Source organism: Burkholderia sp. BCC1998 (assembly GCF_905339875.1).
Classification (GTDB): Bacteria; Pseudomonadota; Gammaproteobacteria; order Burkholderiales; family Burkholderiaceae; genus Burkholderia.
Window position 1 is genome coordinate 185,893 of the sequence record NZ_CAJPHE010000014.1, and the last position, 15,878, is coordinate 201,770.

The 15,878-nt window shown below is 59.8% G+C and carries 11 protein-coding genes and 1 pseudogene; 3 read left to right on the plus strand and 9 right to left on the minus strand.

All coding sequences use genetic code 11. The features are described 5' to 3' along the window. Positions 1 to 156 precede the first annotated feature (156 nt). The gene (locus tag U5A56_RS23625) at positions 157 to 1,302 is read right to left on the minus strand and encodes a hypothetical protein (protein ID WP_257774461.1); all 1,146 of its coding nucleotides are present in this window, start codon (positions 1,300 to 1,302) and stop codon (positions 157 to 159) included. A gap of 268 nt (positions 1,303 to 1,570) precedes the next feature. Here U5A56_RS23625 and U5A56_RS23630 point away from each other — a divergent pair, with 268 nt between their 5' ends. Beyond that, the gene (locus tag U5A56_RS23630) at positions 1,571 to 2,488 is read left to right on the plus strand and encodes a type III effector protein (protein WP_257774460.1); all 918 of its coding nucleotides are present in this window, start codon (positions 1,571 to 1,573) and stop codon (positions 2,486 to 2,488) included. A gap of 316 nt (positions 2,489 to 2,804) precedes the next feature. Next, entirely contained in the window at positions 2,805 to 4,514 is a 1,710-nt protein-coding gene (locus U5A56_RS23635; RefSeq protein WP_257774459.1) for a hypothetical protein, read from the plus strand. A gap of 494 nt (positions 4,515 to 5,008) precedes the next feature. Here U5A56_RS23635 and U5A56_RS23640 read toward each other — a convergent pair whose 3' ends face one another. The 5 genes and pseudogenes from U5A56_RS23640 to U5A56_RS23665 all read right to left on the minus strand — a co-directional run bounded on the left by U5A56_RS23640 (position 5,009) and on the right by U5A56_RS23665 (position 10,219). Continuing rightward, positions 5,009 to 5,296, minus strand: coding sequence for a helix-turn-helix domain-containing protein (locus U5A56_RS23640; protein ID WP_257774578.1), 288 nt, complete (start codon positions 5,294 to 5,296; stop codon positions 5,009 to 5,011). Between the two features lie 494 nt (positions 5,297 to 5,790). Continuing rightward, positions 5,791 to 6,198: a hypothetical protein gene (locus U5A56_RS23650; protein WP_257774458.1), complete on the minus strand. Its 408-nt coding sequence runs from the start codon at positions 6,196 to 6,198 to the stop codon at positions 5,791 to 5,793. Positions 6,199 to 6,978: 780 nt separating this feature from the next. Continuing rightward, positions 6,979 to 7,134 (minus strand): annotated as a pseudogene (locus U5A56_RS23655) (helix-turn-helix domain-containing protein); the annotation flags it as partial. Positions 7,135 to 7,223: 89 nt separating this feature from the next. Next, on the minus strand, positions 7,224 to 8,957 hold the full coding sequence (locus U5A56_RS23660) for an ATP-binding protein (protein WP_257774457.1): 1,734 nt from the start codon (positions 8,955 to 8,957) through the stop codon (positions 7,224 to 7,226). Then, on the minus strand, positions 8,954 to 10,219 hold the full coding sequence (locus U5A56_RS23665) for an SIR2 family protein (protein ID WP_257774456.1): 1,266 nt from the start codon (positions 10,217 to 10,219) through the stop codon (positions 8,954 to 8,956). Before U5A56_RS23665 ends, U5A56_RS23660 begins: the two co-directional genes overlap by 4 nt. A 734-nt stretch (positions 10,220 to 10,953) precedes the next feature. Here U5A56_RS23665 and rpoD point away from each other — a divergent pair. Further along, the gene (gene rpoD, locus U5A56_RS23670) at positions 10,954 to 12,981 is read left to right on the plus strand and encodes an RNA polymerase sigma factor RpoD (RefSeq protein WP_321924814.1); all 2,028 of its coding nucleotides are present in this window, start codon (positions 10,954 to 10,956) and stop codon (positions 12,979 to 12,981) included. Between the two features lie 104 nt (positions 12,982 to 13,085). Here rpoD and U5A56_RS23675 read toward each other — a convergent pair whose 3' ends face one another. The 3 genes from U5A56_RS23675 to U5A56_RS23685 all read right to left on the minus strand — a co-directional run bounded on the left by U5A56_RS23675 (position 13,086) and on the right by U5A56_RS23685 (position 15,334). Next, the gene (locus U5A56_RS23675) at positions 13,086 to 13,289 is read right to left on the minus strand and encodes a cold-shock protein (protein WP_057926883.1); all 204 of its coding nucleotides are present in this window, start codon (positions 13,287 to 13,289) and stop codon (positions 13,086 to 13,088) included. 230 nt (positions 13,290 to 13,519) lie between these two features. Then, complete coding sequence (locus U5A56_RS23680) at positions 13,520 to 13,684, minus strand: FmdB family zinc ribbon protein (RefSeq protein WP_257776131.1); 165 nt, start codon at positions 13,682 to 13,684, stop codon at positions 13,520 to 13,522. Positions 13,685 to 13,951: 267 nt separating this feature from the next. Continuing rightward, entirely contained in the window at positions 13,952 to 15,334 is a 1,383-nt protein-coding gene (locus U5A56_RS23685; RefSeq protein WP_257776130.1) for a hypothetical protein, read from the minus strand. Positions 15,335 to 15,878: the final 544 nt, after the last annotated feature.

Below are 15,878 nucleotides of genomic sequence, written 5' to 3' on the forward strand. Positions count from 1 at the left end.
AATGTCTCGTCGTACGTCGCCATGAAAGGCACGCCAAAGATTGGATTTGCAACCAGCGTTCGGTGTGCAGTTCATTGCGGCGGTTTTCTAGTACGGAAGCGAAGCCGGACCCTTCGAGATGACGACGTTCGGGCGCGGCTCGCAGCCGCAGCCGGTTTATCCGCGGGCACGCGCAGACAGCGCCTGCAGCGCGCTTTCATAGGCGGCCTGCAGTTCTAGAATCGCCGGCCGGCTACCAGCCCCGTTCGCTTCGAGGCGCCGCTTCTTGAGCCTGTAGCGCAGCGTCACCAGTTCCAGCGTCGCGCGGTCCTCCGGGATTTCAAGTACGGCATGCCACGGACGGTGGGCCGCTGTTGCACCTGCGTGTCCGCTGACGGCTGCCGGTTCGTACGCATGCACGCTTCCGTGCCACGGCGCGGCGGGTAGCCATGTCGGCGCCGCCTGCATGTAGCCACGGTGCGACTGGACGAAGAATGGCCGCGTCGCGCTTGGATAGAGACCGAAGTGCAGCGTGTGAAAACGTCCGTTGAAATGGAAGCCGACGTGCATCTGCTTGCCGTTAGGGCCGTCGCCGAAACCGTACGTAAAGCCGATCCGGCTGTTCGCGCCGACAACCCGGCTTTGACAGGAAGGCGCCAGCCAATCCGGCAAAAGCGGTTGCCAGGGCCTCGGCCGCGTATAGGCCGTATAGCCCTGAGGCGAGAAGACAGGGCTGCCTGCCGGATACGTATGCTGCGCGCTCCAGTGATATGGCGTGTAGTAAGGCGCTGCCAGGTGCGGGCTCCAATGCGATTGCGGCATACAGGAATAGGGCGCGTAGGCCGGCGCGAGATACGGGCCGAAGTGGGGTGCCGGATAGGGATATCGATACGGTTGCGCGGTGCCGGCGCTATTTTGGGGTTGTCGGGCGACGCCGTGCCCGCCATTGGGTGCAGTCTGCTCCACGTGCGCGGCCGGCGACGTTTGAGCCGGACGCTCCGCCGCATCGCGGCCGAGCAAGGACGTAACCCGCGGCACGGGCGGCGCGTCCTGGTCTTCCTGGAAGCGCCGCGAAAACGCCGCGACGCGATCGGTCAGATCGCTGCGCGAGGACGTGCGTCGCAGCAGCGCGCTGACGGGCGTGCCATGGGTGCGCCTGTGTAAAGCGGATGTGCTGCCCGGACCGTGCTGCGTGCCGGCTTCGAGCGTGCGCGAAGGGCGCGCGGGCTGACGATCGGGCGCGGCCACGTGATTGTGCGCCGGCTGGTTGTCGGGCCGCTCGATGGGCGAAATGAACGGATGGGACGAGATTCTATCGGGCATCGGATGCTCCTGTACCGGAGGATCGCGCATGTGCGAGGCCGTGACGGCCCTGCGCCGGCTCGCGCGGATAGGCGCAGCATAGAGTCATACGAGCAGGATCTGTCGCGGGCGCGGCGATACGCTGACGCCTGTAGCGAAACTTCGCGATGACTTCGCTGCGGTCGCCGCGGCTTCGCGGCGTTCGCGCGCGGACACGAACGCGAGTGGGTAACGTCGCTTCATCGACACAGCGATCCGATTGCAGCCGGACACGGTAAAGCGAGCTCCGATGACATTAGCGAACGAACCGAGCGCACAGGCGCTTCTCGACACAATCAGGCAGCGCGTGGCCGATGCCGCCCGCGTTCCGGGACTCGCCGCACGGCACGAGGCGATCTTCGATGTGGTCCCCGCGCTGAAGGCACGGATCGACGGGGCATTCACGGACGGGGCCCCCGACGCCCAGGAAGCCACCGCGTGCCTGCGCGAAGTTTTCGAGGCGTTCAAGCGGGTCCACGCGATTGCGCGTCTGCCTTATTCGCCGCGGCTCGATGCGCGTTATCCGTATCGCGACGAGACGTTGAATCCGGTCTTCATCGTCGAGTTGCGCGATCCGACACAGGCGTCAAGTGAGCGGGCAACATCACGCATCGAGGCCGTGATGCCTTACGTCGACGCTGCATTGAGCGAGCAGAACCGTGGGGACGCTTATCGAAACACCTTACATTGTCGACCGATCGAGCCCGACGACCTGCGCGATCCACGCGAACACGTGCTGGTGGGCGAGCGCGGTGCATTTGCCGCGCGGCACATCCATCGTGGCGAGTGCATCGGCGTGTATGGCGGACGGCTCATGAGCGCCGCGATGTTCTTCACCTGCGTGGAGGACTCGTTCGTGATCTGCGCGAACTCGGGCAACTCGGTTGCCTTTGTCGACGGAGAGAACGTGCTGGCGATGGCGAACACGTCGCTCGCCTACGATGCAGACGGCATCCCCATCGCACAGGCGGAGCACGGCTACAACCTCGAAGCCGCATCGTTCGATGCGAGATCTCGCTGCGGCCGATGCTTCTCCATCCGCGCGTTCTTTGCGACCGAAGATATCGAATTGGGTGCCGAGTTGCGGTGGAACTACCGCTATTCGCCGGAACTCGTTCGACATGTTTTCGGAGAGGCTTATCGCCGGAAGGACCTGCACGCGGGCTGATTGCCCGAGGTGACACGCCCTGGAAGCGCTTGATCGCGCGCCTGGCGTGGTGCGCAGTCAATGAGATCAATGGCCTGCAAGCCAGGCGCTCGGCCAAAGGCGGTCCAAGGCAACAGTCTGGCCGAAGCAAGACAGACGAGTGCTTCCCGGTTGCTGGCGTCGAATGTTTTCCGCATTCCGCAGGCACCCGAGGACGCTCTATTTGTTCGTCTCGGGGGATTCCCTTTCGCCGGATACGGCCGCAGCAGATGCATCCGGGGCCCACACTCGAGCGGCACCACGAGAACGGCGCGCTCCGGCGCGAACTACCACTGCGATGAAACTCACCATTCCCAGCTATGCCGAACCGGCCGGCGAAAATTCACCCTCGCCAGACAGGGAGCGTAGCGCGTCGCCGCCATCGCCGAAGCGGCGACGCCTCGCGTCGGGAAGCCTGCAGTTGCTCGAGCTTGCCGGTGTTCCCAGGCTGGAGACCGTGCAAGGGGAGGCGAATCGCCCGCGCGTGCAGTTACCCGGATCAAGCGCGCGACGGAGCGAACTGCCCGCCCGACTCAGTCCGTCGCTGGAGGCGAAATTCGGCCTCGAAATCGAGATTCCGAGCGTCGACGTGTCGGCGGGCGTCAGTGACGCGCTTCGCCGCGGCGTCATTCTTCTGGACCGTCCTCATTGGAAACTGGAGTGCGATGACAACGGCGGCGGCAAGTACGACCTGGAGTTCGTAACGAATCCGCTTGCGAGCGAAGACGATGTGCGCGCAGCTGTACGAGAGATTACCGCGCTAACGGCAGCGATTCGCTCGCGGGCGCTCGCCGGCGATATGACCGTTCGACTGCAAGACGTCGTGAGCGACGCCAAGGTCGACGCCGTCTTGCAGTTGAATGATCCGCACATGCCCGGACGCTTACAAGCTACGTATGGCGTCGGCCTGGATCATGTGGGGATGCTCATCGATGAACTGTTGCCGAAGAAACAGGCAGAGGGGATCCATGAGCACACGAAGGCGGTTGCCGACTTTTACGCGGCGCGCACCGGTGAGCCCTTGCCATCCAAAGCGTGCGCCTTCGTCCGGCTCATCAGTATGTACCTCGCGCGCGCACAAGCGAAGCTCCCCGCGGACGGTACGGTACACATCTTCTTTCGCATAATGGCGCGCAGCGACTTTTGTGCCGCGTTCTCCAAACTGCTATCGCCTCACGAGCAGGCGGCCTTGCGCACCCTCCTTGTGCCGTCGAAGGACTCGTCTACGAGAGTTCCGATGATGATGGAAGCGCTGCACATGAGCGACCCGGATCAGTTGGTGTTCGCAAAGCCCTATAACCTGGCGGACCGAAACCCTAAGCCCCGGCAAGCTGGCCCGACCATTAAGGCGTGGTTGACGTCGATCATAGAGGGGCGGCAGGAGGGACCCTGGCAGAAGGATTTGCTGTCGCCGCCGGTCGGGTATCCGTTGCATAGTGGAGACCTGTCTACCGACTACGGGATGGGCGCGATGGGGGTCGACGAGCGTAACGGGCTCATCCTGTTCGAAATTCGCGGCGCGCCGTATCGGCCCCGGCACGTGACGATGAACGGGCAACTGGCGCGCGCCGCTGACAACGAACTCAGACGTGCGGGAAGGCACAACCCCGCATTGAAGACCTCGATGCGAGGGCCCGTCGCGAGTGCCAAGTACGACGCACTGCGTGGAGCCGAAGAGGCCTATGCTGGCCTCCGCAATTCCGCACGAACGATTGAAGAGCGGGCTGCGACGCTGGATACGGCTGGCTGGAAGTACTTGGGGCGGTACTTTGAGACCCAGTTGACCATGCTCACAAAGGCGCGCACGGCGATTTCCGCGCGTAGCCAGTCATCCTGGGCGCCGCGCCTGAGCCAAACGATGGACGAACTCCAAAAAGCAGCTCATGAAGTTCTACAAACGGGCAACGACGGGAAGCTGCAGGATCTCGTTGCAAAGCTCGAGCCGTTCAAGCTCGCGCTCGCGCAGTATGAGGACGTGCTTTGGAAGGCTGGTGCCAGACACAATTGAATTCTCGATTCCCGCAGAAGAAAATCGGCCGAACGTGTTGGTAGCGCTGTTCGCGGTGTAATCGCAATGGTGATGAAGGGGGGTGCCATAGGCTCGCAGCTGCTCAACTTCTTCATCCATCGCTTGGTGAACGATAGGACCTCTTCCTCGTCGACAACACCATCTCTACGTTGGACTCTTTATCATGCAGTCTCATCCCTGGGCTGTCCCAGGGGCGCTGCGTGGTCACGGGAACCCCCTTTGAGCTTCCGATGGTCATCCAGGTGGACGCTTCCCAAGCGACCAGCAACCAGCCAGCGAGGGCGTTGATCTTGTAAAGTTATGGTGCGAAGCGCCGGCGGACATGGCCTGATACATGGACCGGGGAAGGGCGGCGATGCAATTCGCTGCGGTTAATGGGAGACGGTCCCGCCGTTTCCGGGCGGGCGCGGGATGGGACCGATGTGCTGGAGTCCGGTATCCGATCGGATTGCCTGCGCGGCACGATGCAGAGGTCAGCCGGCCGGCCGGAGATCCTTCAGTGCTTCAGGATGTTGCACGGCGACACGCAGCAGCGTCTGCGCTGCACCGGTCGGATTGTGGCGGCCCTGTTCCCACTGTTGGCAGGTACGCACCGATACACCAAGCAGGCCGGCAAACTCTGACTGCGCCATGCCAACTTTGGCGCGCGCACTGGAGGCTTCCGTCGGCTGTACGCGCGTCACGCGGCCAGCGACGCCAGCCTTCATTTGGCGGACTGATTCCAGCAGTTCCGCTTGAAACTGTTCAATGTCTTTATCCACGATCGATTTCCTCCGAAGTTGATTAAGAAAGCTCGTCGACAGGTTGTCGAACTTCGCTTTCGTGGACGCGATCAGTAGCCAAATTTCGCCGTCATCGAGCAGGTTGTAGTAGATGACGCGCGAACCGCCGCGTTTCCCCATCCCGGCGCGCGACCAGCGCACTTTGCGCAGCCCCGACGTGCCGGGAATCACATCGCCGCGAGAGGATTGTCCGCGAGCCAGTTGATGAATGCTCTCGCTCGTCGTTGCGCCAGATTTCATCTGCATACCGCTAAAAGACCGGGGTTTCGATGACGGTGTAGATCATGCAACACGCGGATCGCACAGAAGCCGGCCTGAGCGAGCCCATGTGCTCCAATGTAGGCGCGTATCTGTAGCGCGAGCCGGATTGCCTCACCATCGCCACTGTATTCGTCGTCTCGAACGATCTCTTCGCCGGGTAGACCCAATTCGGTACCCGCTGCCCAAGCCCATGCAGTGGCTTCTGGGTCCGATCATTGGATGACTGCACGGTAAAGAGGATCGTCGGGATACACGCCTGCCTCGTCGACGATCTTCGGCATTTCGCCCTGACTTGCGTAGAGGTTTCCGTTCATAAGTGATCGGAAGCTACGTGGTGTAATTGCGAGATGTCCCGCCTCGTGCAAAATCGTCGAAATCCGGCATGCAGGATCGACATATAGCTCACCGTGCGCGATACGGCATCCTTTGGAGAACCCGGTCGCGCCGTCTTCGTATCGAGCTGGAACGCCGATTTCGTTGAGGAATTGCATCACTCTGTCACGCGTTTCAGGAGCGTCAATTTGATAGTCCGGTGGCAAGCTGGTCCGCATCAGGGCTTCTCTACCAAAGAGTGGGTTTGTTCGTGAGTTCCGCGGGGGGAAACCGTCGTGCGGCGTCATGGTTCCTCGTTGAATGTGCTCACCTGATCCGTATTCTAGCCGGGAGATTCCCCTGTCAAGCGAGCCAGGCCCCATTCCCGACAGTCCCCAACCCGTGTCGCGGGTCTATATCGGTCCGCCGCCAGGCATTGCGTTGCGATCGATTGCGGGCACCCGACGAGGCTTACGCGAACGCGCCGTGATGTGCGACAGATGAGGTCACTCTCGGTCATCGATTGCGTCCGCAAATTCGGGTTGCAGACGCAAACGTGGACCTTCTCGAACGCGGAAGCTAGGTTACGAAATCTAGCACTTACGTCGCAGCGACCCAGCTCATGACCAAACGGCGCGGGAAGCATTTCGCCTGCATCGAGTTTAGGTACATATCAGATCTATTGTGATAAGAAGGGTTATCAATATAGATATCAAACGACTCATCTTTTGTGGCATCGATCCTAGGATGACGGCGGTCGCACGCATAGGCAGAAGATGAACAACGCGAGGGCGAGCGCAGGGTCCTTAAGGCGGGCGAGGGCCGATGGGCGGCAACTGCGTATGTGGCCGCTAGCAGCTGGCTGCGGGGTCGGCTATCGACCATGGGCAACCGGAGTTGACCATCGCAACACGAACGTGCTGACGTGCGGGGAGCCTACTCGTTGAGGCCGCTGAACAACGGCCGAAGCAGACGTTCCTTCAAAGGTACGGCGATGAGGCGCCATGAACACATACACGCGGTCTCCCTAACCCGGCACACCACGAGATCCTAATCGCGTGATCACAGCCGCCATGCTGGCCGCTGGCTCACGACACAGGTCCGAACCGTTCCCGATAGTCGCTCGGGCTGACTTGCTGAACGCGTGCAAACGTCCGTCGCATGGTTTCTTCCGATCCAAACCCGCAACGCGCTGCGATGCGTTTGATCGGCAGTCGCGTCTCAATGAGCATCTGTCGTGCAGCCGATGGTAGCGAAAGCGTGGTCCCGCACGTATCGTCCGACATTGCGCCATGTTGAACGCCACGCCGAATCGCCATGTCATACCAAGTGTTCAAGCGCCCCGACTCCAAAGCCTCTGGAAACTCGGGCCATCGGACTTAGGTGGTTGAGACGGCGGGATGATCTGAACTGTGACAGGAATCGGGAAATCGACACCGACGAGCGCTACTTCCCCCTGTTTGAGATTCGGGATAAACGCGGCAGCGGACCTGTCGATTTCGCCACATGCCCGCTCAACGACTTCTCTGTCGCGATCGTTAGTCAGACGATGAACCAGTAACGTTCCCATCTGGCTGAGGACTCCTTCCGTTATGTCTCGGGGGCGTTGCGTCGCAAGGCAGACGTTGAGGCCGTATTTCCGGCCTTCTTTTGCAATAAGCTCGAACGCATCGAGGTTCATCGCGTAATCTTCAGTGCCAACTGACTTGCCAAGGAAATTATGAGCTTCGTCTAGGACAACAAGGATAGGACGCTCACGGAACTCTTCACGTCGCGCCTTTAGAAGCAGCATACGGCCAATCGCGTTTGTGATTACCTCTCGCGCACTGAACTCGTAACCGATCGAACTAAGGCACAACCGGAAGATCGTTTTGTTTTCGTCCGAGAAGAAGGAGTTGAGTGCATCCGAAAGCATCAATGTACCCGGTGACGGACGAAACACGCAGACCATCGACGACGAGTTAACTACCCCGATGATACGGGTCAGCAGCGACGAACAGTACGACAGTTCATTCGAAGGCGCGCCCCATGCCTCAGAGCCATTTGTTGCATCCGGGTAGCAACATTCCTGCACTATCTGGCGGTGCAGGACGGTAACGTCGAACGGCTGATTTGGATCGTCCACCAGAGCCGCGTTGTTCCCCTCGTTCAGCGCTTGGCGATACGCGGCCTTGGGTTGATTGATTTTTCTGACAATACCGTTTGTGGCGATGGTGGGGACCAGGCGGGCGAGCCGAAGGCTTTTCATTGCCTCCCGTAACTTCGGTCCCTGCGTCTTTCCCGAGGGCTGAAAAAGAGCAATTAGATCGCCCTCCGAAAAATCCGTGGGCGGGATGCTCACCTCCCTGGAGCCATTTGCGATATGGATAGGCGTTCCCACGTGACAGTGAAACATGTCGTTGCCTAAAAGCGATCGATATTCACTCGTTGCGTCCAGAAGGATTACCTTGGACTTGTATCGGCGGCATTCCTCCAGAATTCGGGCAGTGGTCCAGCTTTTTCCACCGCCAGTAGATCCAAGGATCGCGCAGTGTCGCCCGAACAATTTTTCCGGCGTTACAGCGATTGAAAATCCCGATTCTCCGGACACCAGCCCCAGATTCAAGGAAACAGCGGGCGGATCCGTATCGAGTCCCGCGTCGGTCAGATCCGGGATTCGGGCGACAAATGCACCCGGTGCGGAAAAGACTCGATCGCCAAGTCTCGGATATGTAGCTATACCCGCCTGAATTCTCAACGTAACAGCGTGCACGGAGCCCAAAAGCCGGATAAAACCGATCGCATCGACGTGACGTGATCCTTCGAAATCCTGCGTTATCTCGGTGCGATCACGGTCGGGAAGAGAGACTTCCGTGAGGCGGCCCAAGAGAAGCCCTTGCTGTGCCTCAATCAACACCAGTTCGCCAACTTCTCCGCGGCCGTAGCGCTGGGAACGAATGTACTGGCCGCCGACGTCCCCGGCATGGGCGAGATTGACTTTGACCGACTGAGCCTGCACGCTCGACACAACGCCCACTCGCAGTTCGGCGCGAAGCGCCCCGTATTTCCCCAAATCGTCGCCTGTCATGTACGCACTCCTACTCTGCGAACGGCCTCAGCAAGCTGTTCGGCAGGCGAGACGGCACGAAGCGACGGAATTATGTCGACGACGTCGGCGAACGAGCCGCCAATGAAATGAATATCAAATCCACGCGCGGCCAGATCCGCAAACCGGTGCCAGTAAGGGCTCGACCCGTGATACCCCTCGTTATGGACATGTTCGATACAGCGATGGTCTGTCAGAATCAGTTTGAGGCTTGGGTTTGCCTGCACCGCCGAGTAAATAGGCTCGGAAAGGTGATCATCATTGAAGCCGAACCCAGCGGTAATCAGGCAAGTGTTCGGCTGGCGCAAAAAGTCTAGGAAGCGCGATAAAAGCTCCAGATGCGGCTGCAAGAACGCCTGCTGGTATTTCCCCTTGGCCGGATAAATCAGGCAGGCCTTATCGGCCGTCGGGCTGGCGACTTCGAAGACCTCATTGCCATCGCGCTGCCAGCTAACAGACCCGTGTAGCTTGTGGAGATGAAAGACTCCTTCCACAAAGTCCTGCCGCTCCGCGTCGCGACGCACTACGTCATAACTGAAGTGCCGGCCGTCGAATCGGCGATTGCGCGTGTAGGAGAAGCCATCTATGACTGTGATTCCGAGATCCGAGGCAGCCGCCTCGAAGCACATGTCGTAGTTGGTCGTGAACACTTTCAGGCGCGGATCACGTACCCTCCGACGCGCGAGCTTCTGCAACAGATACCGGTAAGCCGAAATATCCGATCCCGCTTTGGTGAGAAACACGCTGCACAGTTCGAGTATCTGAGCCTTCACGCCGGTGACGAACGACTGAACCTCCGCATCGACCGAGAATGAAAGATAGGCATCACACTGGGACAGAAAATGCTCGATGTTGGGGTTCTCGCGTTCACCATAGCGGATCTTGCTGCAGACCTGCTCCCCTTGCGCAGATAGCTGTTTTCCACTGGCATCGGTGCACATTGCGCTCGTCCACAATTTCCACATGCTTGGGCCGTTTGCCGCACCAAGCGAAGTGCCGCTTCCCGCGAAAAAGCCTAGATTGGTGTACTGCAGTGCTCCTGACAACAAATCGGTCACCGACTGCCGGTTTTCTGCAATCTGGGTGCGCGCATCCGTTTCCAAATTTTCGATCTGATGGATCACTCGATATGCGGTTTCTGAGAGCGCCTTCCATCTCGCATCGCCGGGTCGGCGGTGAACCAGTATTCCGCTGTAATCCGCAGCGAGCGGTTCTGGAACAACCCGTTCCACCGTGTCATTCATTTTGCCCCCGTTGGTCCGTCATTCTTCTGTTAGTTGCCTGACCTATCGAAACAGGTAGCCCTCACATGTGCGTCATTGTCGATCGTTTCAGTAAAGCGATCCAACCAACGATCGACGGCAGATATGACATCACTTTTTCGGTGACTCGAACAGGCGATTTCTCATGCCGCTCAGCTATTGCGAAAATCTTCTCGTGCTTGGAGATCTTCCCGGGATACCTGCCGGATCAACTCCCGTGGAGCCCGTCGTCGTGCTTGCGAAAAACTTAGCGGCAACAATGCGCCGCGGCTGTAACTGTGCTGAACGAGCAAAATCCCGTCTGCCTGCTCGATGCAACTACGTCGGCAGTCTGCCATATTCCTGTCGTAGAAACCAACCCGTCCCACTGTTGATTGGGCGAGGACTGGCCGAGCGACATGACTGCTGCAACGGCCGTTGAATCTTGGAAGCCACCGTTCCGGGGGCGCGGCATCGAAAGGCAGTTTTGGGTTGACACACGCATTCACTGGCAGAGATAGGGCGACGACTGCTACGCCCTTGTCACGGCTGGAGCGGGTTACACCGGTAAAGAGAATGGAAATCCAAGCCCCCGTGTTGCACCGCACAATACATTCCGGTACCATTCACGCCCCCCACAAGCTGCGCATACGGATTTCGCACGAGGCATCCCGCCCTCGACTATCTGTGCGTACACGATTCCGTTCGCATCCCGGCAGGCAACCCATTCTGGCGTCATGCTCGCGACGATCGTCGGCTCATCTGTCGAGGAGCATGTATTGGCAATTTCTGATCGGAACGATTCCACATCCCCTGAAATCACAGCCACGGCAAAAGCCGGCCGCCGTGTGTCAAAGGGAAAGGCCCAGGCCCTGACACCGACGGACGTCGCGTCACTGGCACGTCAGAATGAGGAGCGCCAGCACCAGATGCGCGCGTTGATCGCGCTCGGTCGCGAGCGCGGCTATCTCGCCCACGCGGACATCAACGATCACCTGCCCGACAACTTTGCCCAAACGGCGGCGATGGACACTATCGTCAGCACGTTCAGCGACATGGGCGTGGCCGTGTACGAACAAGCGCCGGACGCCGAAGCGCTCCTGTTGACCGACGCCGCGCCGGCCGTGGCATCCGACGATCAGGCGGACGAGGAGGCGGAAGCTGCGTTATCGACCGTCGATTCCGAATTCGGCCGCACCACGGATCCGGTTCGGATGTACATGCGTGAGATGGGGGCCAGCGAACTGCTGACCCGCGCCGGTGAAATCGAGGTCGCGAAACGGATCGAAGATGGTCTGCAGGACATGATTCAAGCGATTGCCGCGTGTCCGTCGATCGTGTCCACGATTCTTGCCGATGTCGACCGCATCGTTGCCGGCGAACTGCGCATCGACGAACTGGTCGATGGCATCAGTGTCGACGCCGATGAAAGCGAAATGACGCCGGAGTCCCAGGAAGAGGAGGCGGAAGCAGTCGCCGCCGACGATGAAGTGGACGAAGACGACGTCGAAACGGACGACGGGGATTCCGAGAAGGTGAACGCGGCACGCCTCGAGGAGCTCACCAACGACAGTCTCGTGATTTTCGCGCGCGTGCGTGCACTGTTCGAGCAGTTGCCGGATGTGCCTGTCACCGGCGATGCCCGTTCCGCGGCCGCTGCGCAAGTGCGCACGGCGATCCAGCGTGAACTCGCGCCGATCCGCTTTACCGCCAAGACCATCGACCGCCTGTGCGCCATCGTGCATGGGCAAGTGACTGAGGTTCGCGCGATCGAGCGCAGCATCCTGGCGATTGCGGTCGACCGTTGCGGCATGCCGCGCGACGCGTTTGTCGAGTCGTTCCCGGGTCACGAGACCGACCTCGAATGGACGAACCGCACGGCGGCGAGCTCGCAGCAGTTTGGCGCGGCGCTCGAGCGACATCAGCCGGCGATTCAGGCGGCGCAGCAGAAACTCGTCGACATCGAGTCCCGGGTCTCGTTGCCGCTCCAGCAGCTCAAGCAGATCAACCGCCAGATGAGTGCCGCGGAACTGAAAATGCGGCAGGCCAAGCGCGAGATGATCGAGGCGAACCTTCGTCTTGTCATTTCGATCGCCAAGAAATACGTGAACCGCGGCATGCAGTTCCTGGATTTGATCCAGGAGGGCAATATCGGCCTGATGAAGGCCGTGGACAAGTTCGAATACCGGCGCGGCTGGAAGTTCTCGACCTACGCGACCTGGTGGGTCCGGCAGGCTGTCACGCGTGCGCTCGCCGATCAGGCGCGGACCATTCGCGTGCCGGTCCACATGATCGAGACGATCAACAAGCTGAACCGGATATCACGCGAAATCCTGCAACAGACAGGGCAGGAGGCGCATCCCGCCGTGCTGGCAAAGCGCATGGAGATGTCCGAGGAGAAAGTGCTCAGTATCCTCAAGATCGCCAAGCAACCTGTCTCGCTCGAAACCCCGGTGGGTGACGACGCCGATGCAACGCTCGGCGACATGATCGAGGATGTCTCGGCGAGTTCGCCGGCTGAGGCGGCGATTCACGCGAACATGCGCGCGGCGATCGACGAGGCACTCGCCGGTTTGTCGCCGCGCGAGGCCAAGGTTCTGCGGATGCGATTCGGGCTCGACACAAACTCCGATCACACGCTTGAAGAGGTCGGCAAGCAGTTCGACGTGACCCGCGAGCGGATCCGTCAGATTGAGAGCAAGGCGATGCGCAAGCTGATGCATCCCAGCCGTGCGGACAAGCTCAGGCCCTTTCTCGAGCGCTGAGGCAAGCCGGGCGTGGTATCCCTTCGACGCCCGACTCCAGACTGGCAGCGATCACGCGTCGGCCTGATCGTTGTCCTGACCGGACGTGTTCGCTGCGGGAAAACTTACAGCGGCTTGATGCTGGCAGCCTGCTTCCCCTTGGGGCCCTGCTTGACCTCGAAGCTGACCTTCTGGCCCTCCTGAAGCGATTTGAAGCCACTTCCCTGAACCTCGGAGAAGTGCGCAAACAGGTCTTCGCCGCCGTCATCCGGCGTGATGAATCCAAACCCCTTCGTATCGTTAAACCATTTGACGGTACCCGTTGCCATACTCTGAACGCTCCAAGGAAATCGGTTGTAAATGATGCGCCTGGCGTGCGCCAGACAGCGGCTACCTTGTATCACGAGGGGGCTGTCACTGACAATCCAGATTTCTTGTAAGCCACGCCGGCATAGCCGATGCAACCCCCTCAGAATCTTGGTTGAACCAGACGCGCTGCCTCATAAGCGATTTCAGCGTTAGCGCCTGGCGAACGGGAAAATAGCCTCGACAGCCTGGATCAACTCTTTCTTGACGTCTTCGCGAAAAATGGCGTCGGTACGTGTTGAACCTGTTCGCTTCCGCAATGAGGGCAAGGCGGATGAGCCGATGCATGTTCGGCGAGATGCTCGACGCTCCCGAACGTTTTGCCGCACTTCTCGCAACGGTATTGGTAGGTCGGCATGGCATTCCTCCGGTATCGATGCTGCGCGAGGATATGAGTATGGTGCGTGGCGGCGCGAACTCGATATTGCAGCGAACCCGCATTGATGCGATTGCGAGGGAGTTGAGCTGCAGCTGCGCGCGATCGCACGAACCTCCGTCACCGGATCATGCACCCGGGCACATGGGCGGTCGATCGTGTTGGGACGTTGCATAGCGCGCCGGGCCCAGCCCACCTCGTTGCGCTTATTCGTCATGGCACGAGGGGGCTTGGCACGCTACCGCCGACTCACAACAGGACCGCTTGCTGCAAAAGCTCCAGCGCTTTCAATTCGTCGAGTCGACCCGTACGGGCTTTACCTGCTAGCGTCTTGATCAATGCTTCCGCAATCGGTGCAATACCATCAAGATTGTCCAGGCTGGTCACGGAAGGGACGGGGGGCGGTACAGGGTTTCGCTGCGGTATTGCGGAGGCGGGGAGCGACTCAAGGGTTGCCGGTGTGGCAGCCGGCGCCTCGCCATCACTTACTTCAAGTGTGCGACCGGCAAGGTCGTCGGAGAAATCGCTTATATGATCTTGCGGGCTGACGACGGCCGTCTCTTTTTCTCCTGTGACGTCCGCTGAAACAGGTGAGGGGCTTTCCGAATCGCCCAGGGCGCCCGTCCGCGCGCGCCCCATGTGCGCTTTCTCATCGGCGAGCGTCCCTGGCACGCCATCGCTTGTTACGACTGCCGGCGGCTCGTGTTGAACGGATACGCGACCGCGCGGTGCAGGCGTAAGCATACGCGACACCGACTCCGGAATCTCGGCTTCGGAGCGCGGGGTGTCCAACCAGCCACTTGGCAATCCAAGTCGCTCCGTGAACCGGTTTGCTTCCACACTGTCCATGCGCTTCTTGCCATGTAGCCGATGGGCCATGTTGGATCCACTCATCGCCATGACTACACCAAGTCGTACCTTCGATCCGTTGCGACTGGTGAGAACGTGGAGGTTAGCGCGTCGGATGTTTTCTACCTCGGCGCTGTCGCTCAATGCCAGCGATTGCTGTTCGGGCGTTTTAGGAGAACGCTTGTATTTCGAAGGCGAAGTTTTTTGCGGCGCCTGGGGCGTAGGCTGTTCGACCATTTCGCTTTGACGGTTCTTGACGGCCCTGGACGCTCGTCCAGCTGCTTTCTTTGGCATTTTCGCTTCCTCGGACAAACTATCTTTAAGAACTGATTGTTGATCGACGCTTAGGGCCGAAGACGGCTTAAGTGCTTCAGACTCCGCGCCTTGTCCGTCGTCCGTTTGAATGAAGTCGAGCGGTGACTTCAGACGAGCGATGGTCTCGGCCGCGAGCGCAGGATTGGGATGGTCAAAAAAACCATGCGGCAACCCAAGCGTGGTTTCCATGTGAAAGGCGGTCTCGGGTGTGAACCTCTCGCCCTTCATCAGTTCGCCGACTCGCGCCATGTTCGATTCAAGCGCTATCGCGATATTTTCTGCGCCTACCGCATCGACAAGAAACTGAAACGATCGTGTTTTGAAAATGGAGGCAGTCTGGGCGGCATCTCGAGGAGGCGTCTTCACATACGGTTGTCCCTGCCGATTGGACGGGGATTTTTTTACGTGGCGAGGTTGACGTTGGCCGCTGTCCCGAGATCCCGCATATCGCCCGCGGGATTGACTCATAAAGTAGGGCTCCATGCGATCATTGTGAACCTTCGATTATAGACGGGCCGGTGTTGGCACTTGAAGCGTCAGTGGTTCCACGGTCGAAAATGTACGTCCCGGGTGCGATTCAACAGCGTCGTCCGATCGCAGCACACCGCGATCCGGTAAAGCTTCACCTGTACGGTATCCCATAGTCTCTTGCGCTGCCCGTGACAGGAAACCCATCCACGATCGATGCGCGCCGGTCCACGTTCGGCTCAAGAGCGCGAGGTCGAGATGGCTTCCGATTCTTCACGGAATTGCGACGTTGACCGACAGCTTGCCGGGGCGCTCGCGCGCCGATACGGCGAATCCCCACGTTTCATGCAGCCTGTCACGATGCTTCCGGGCGTATGAACAAGTTGTGTGCGCTTAGATCGACAGTCCACCGGGATACGCGGCAATCTACCCATTCGGACGGCGCCTCCAGGCGATGAGAATTCATGATTAGGCCGCCGTGGAGCCGTAGGCTTAGAAGCTGTTGCGAAATTAAATTCCTGGCCTGTTAACTTTTCTGATTTGG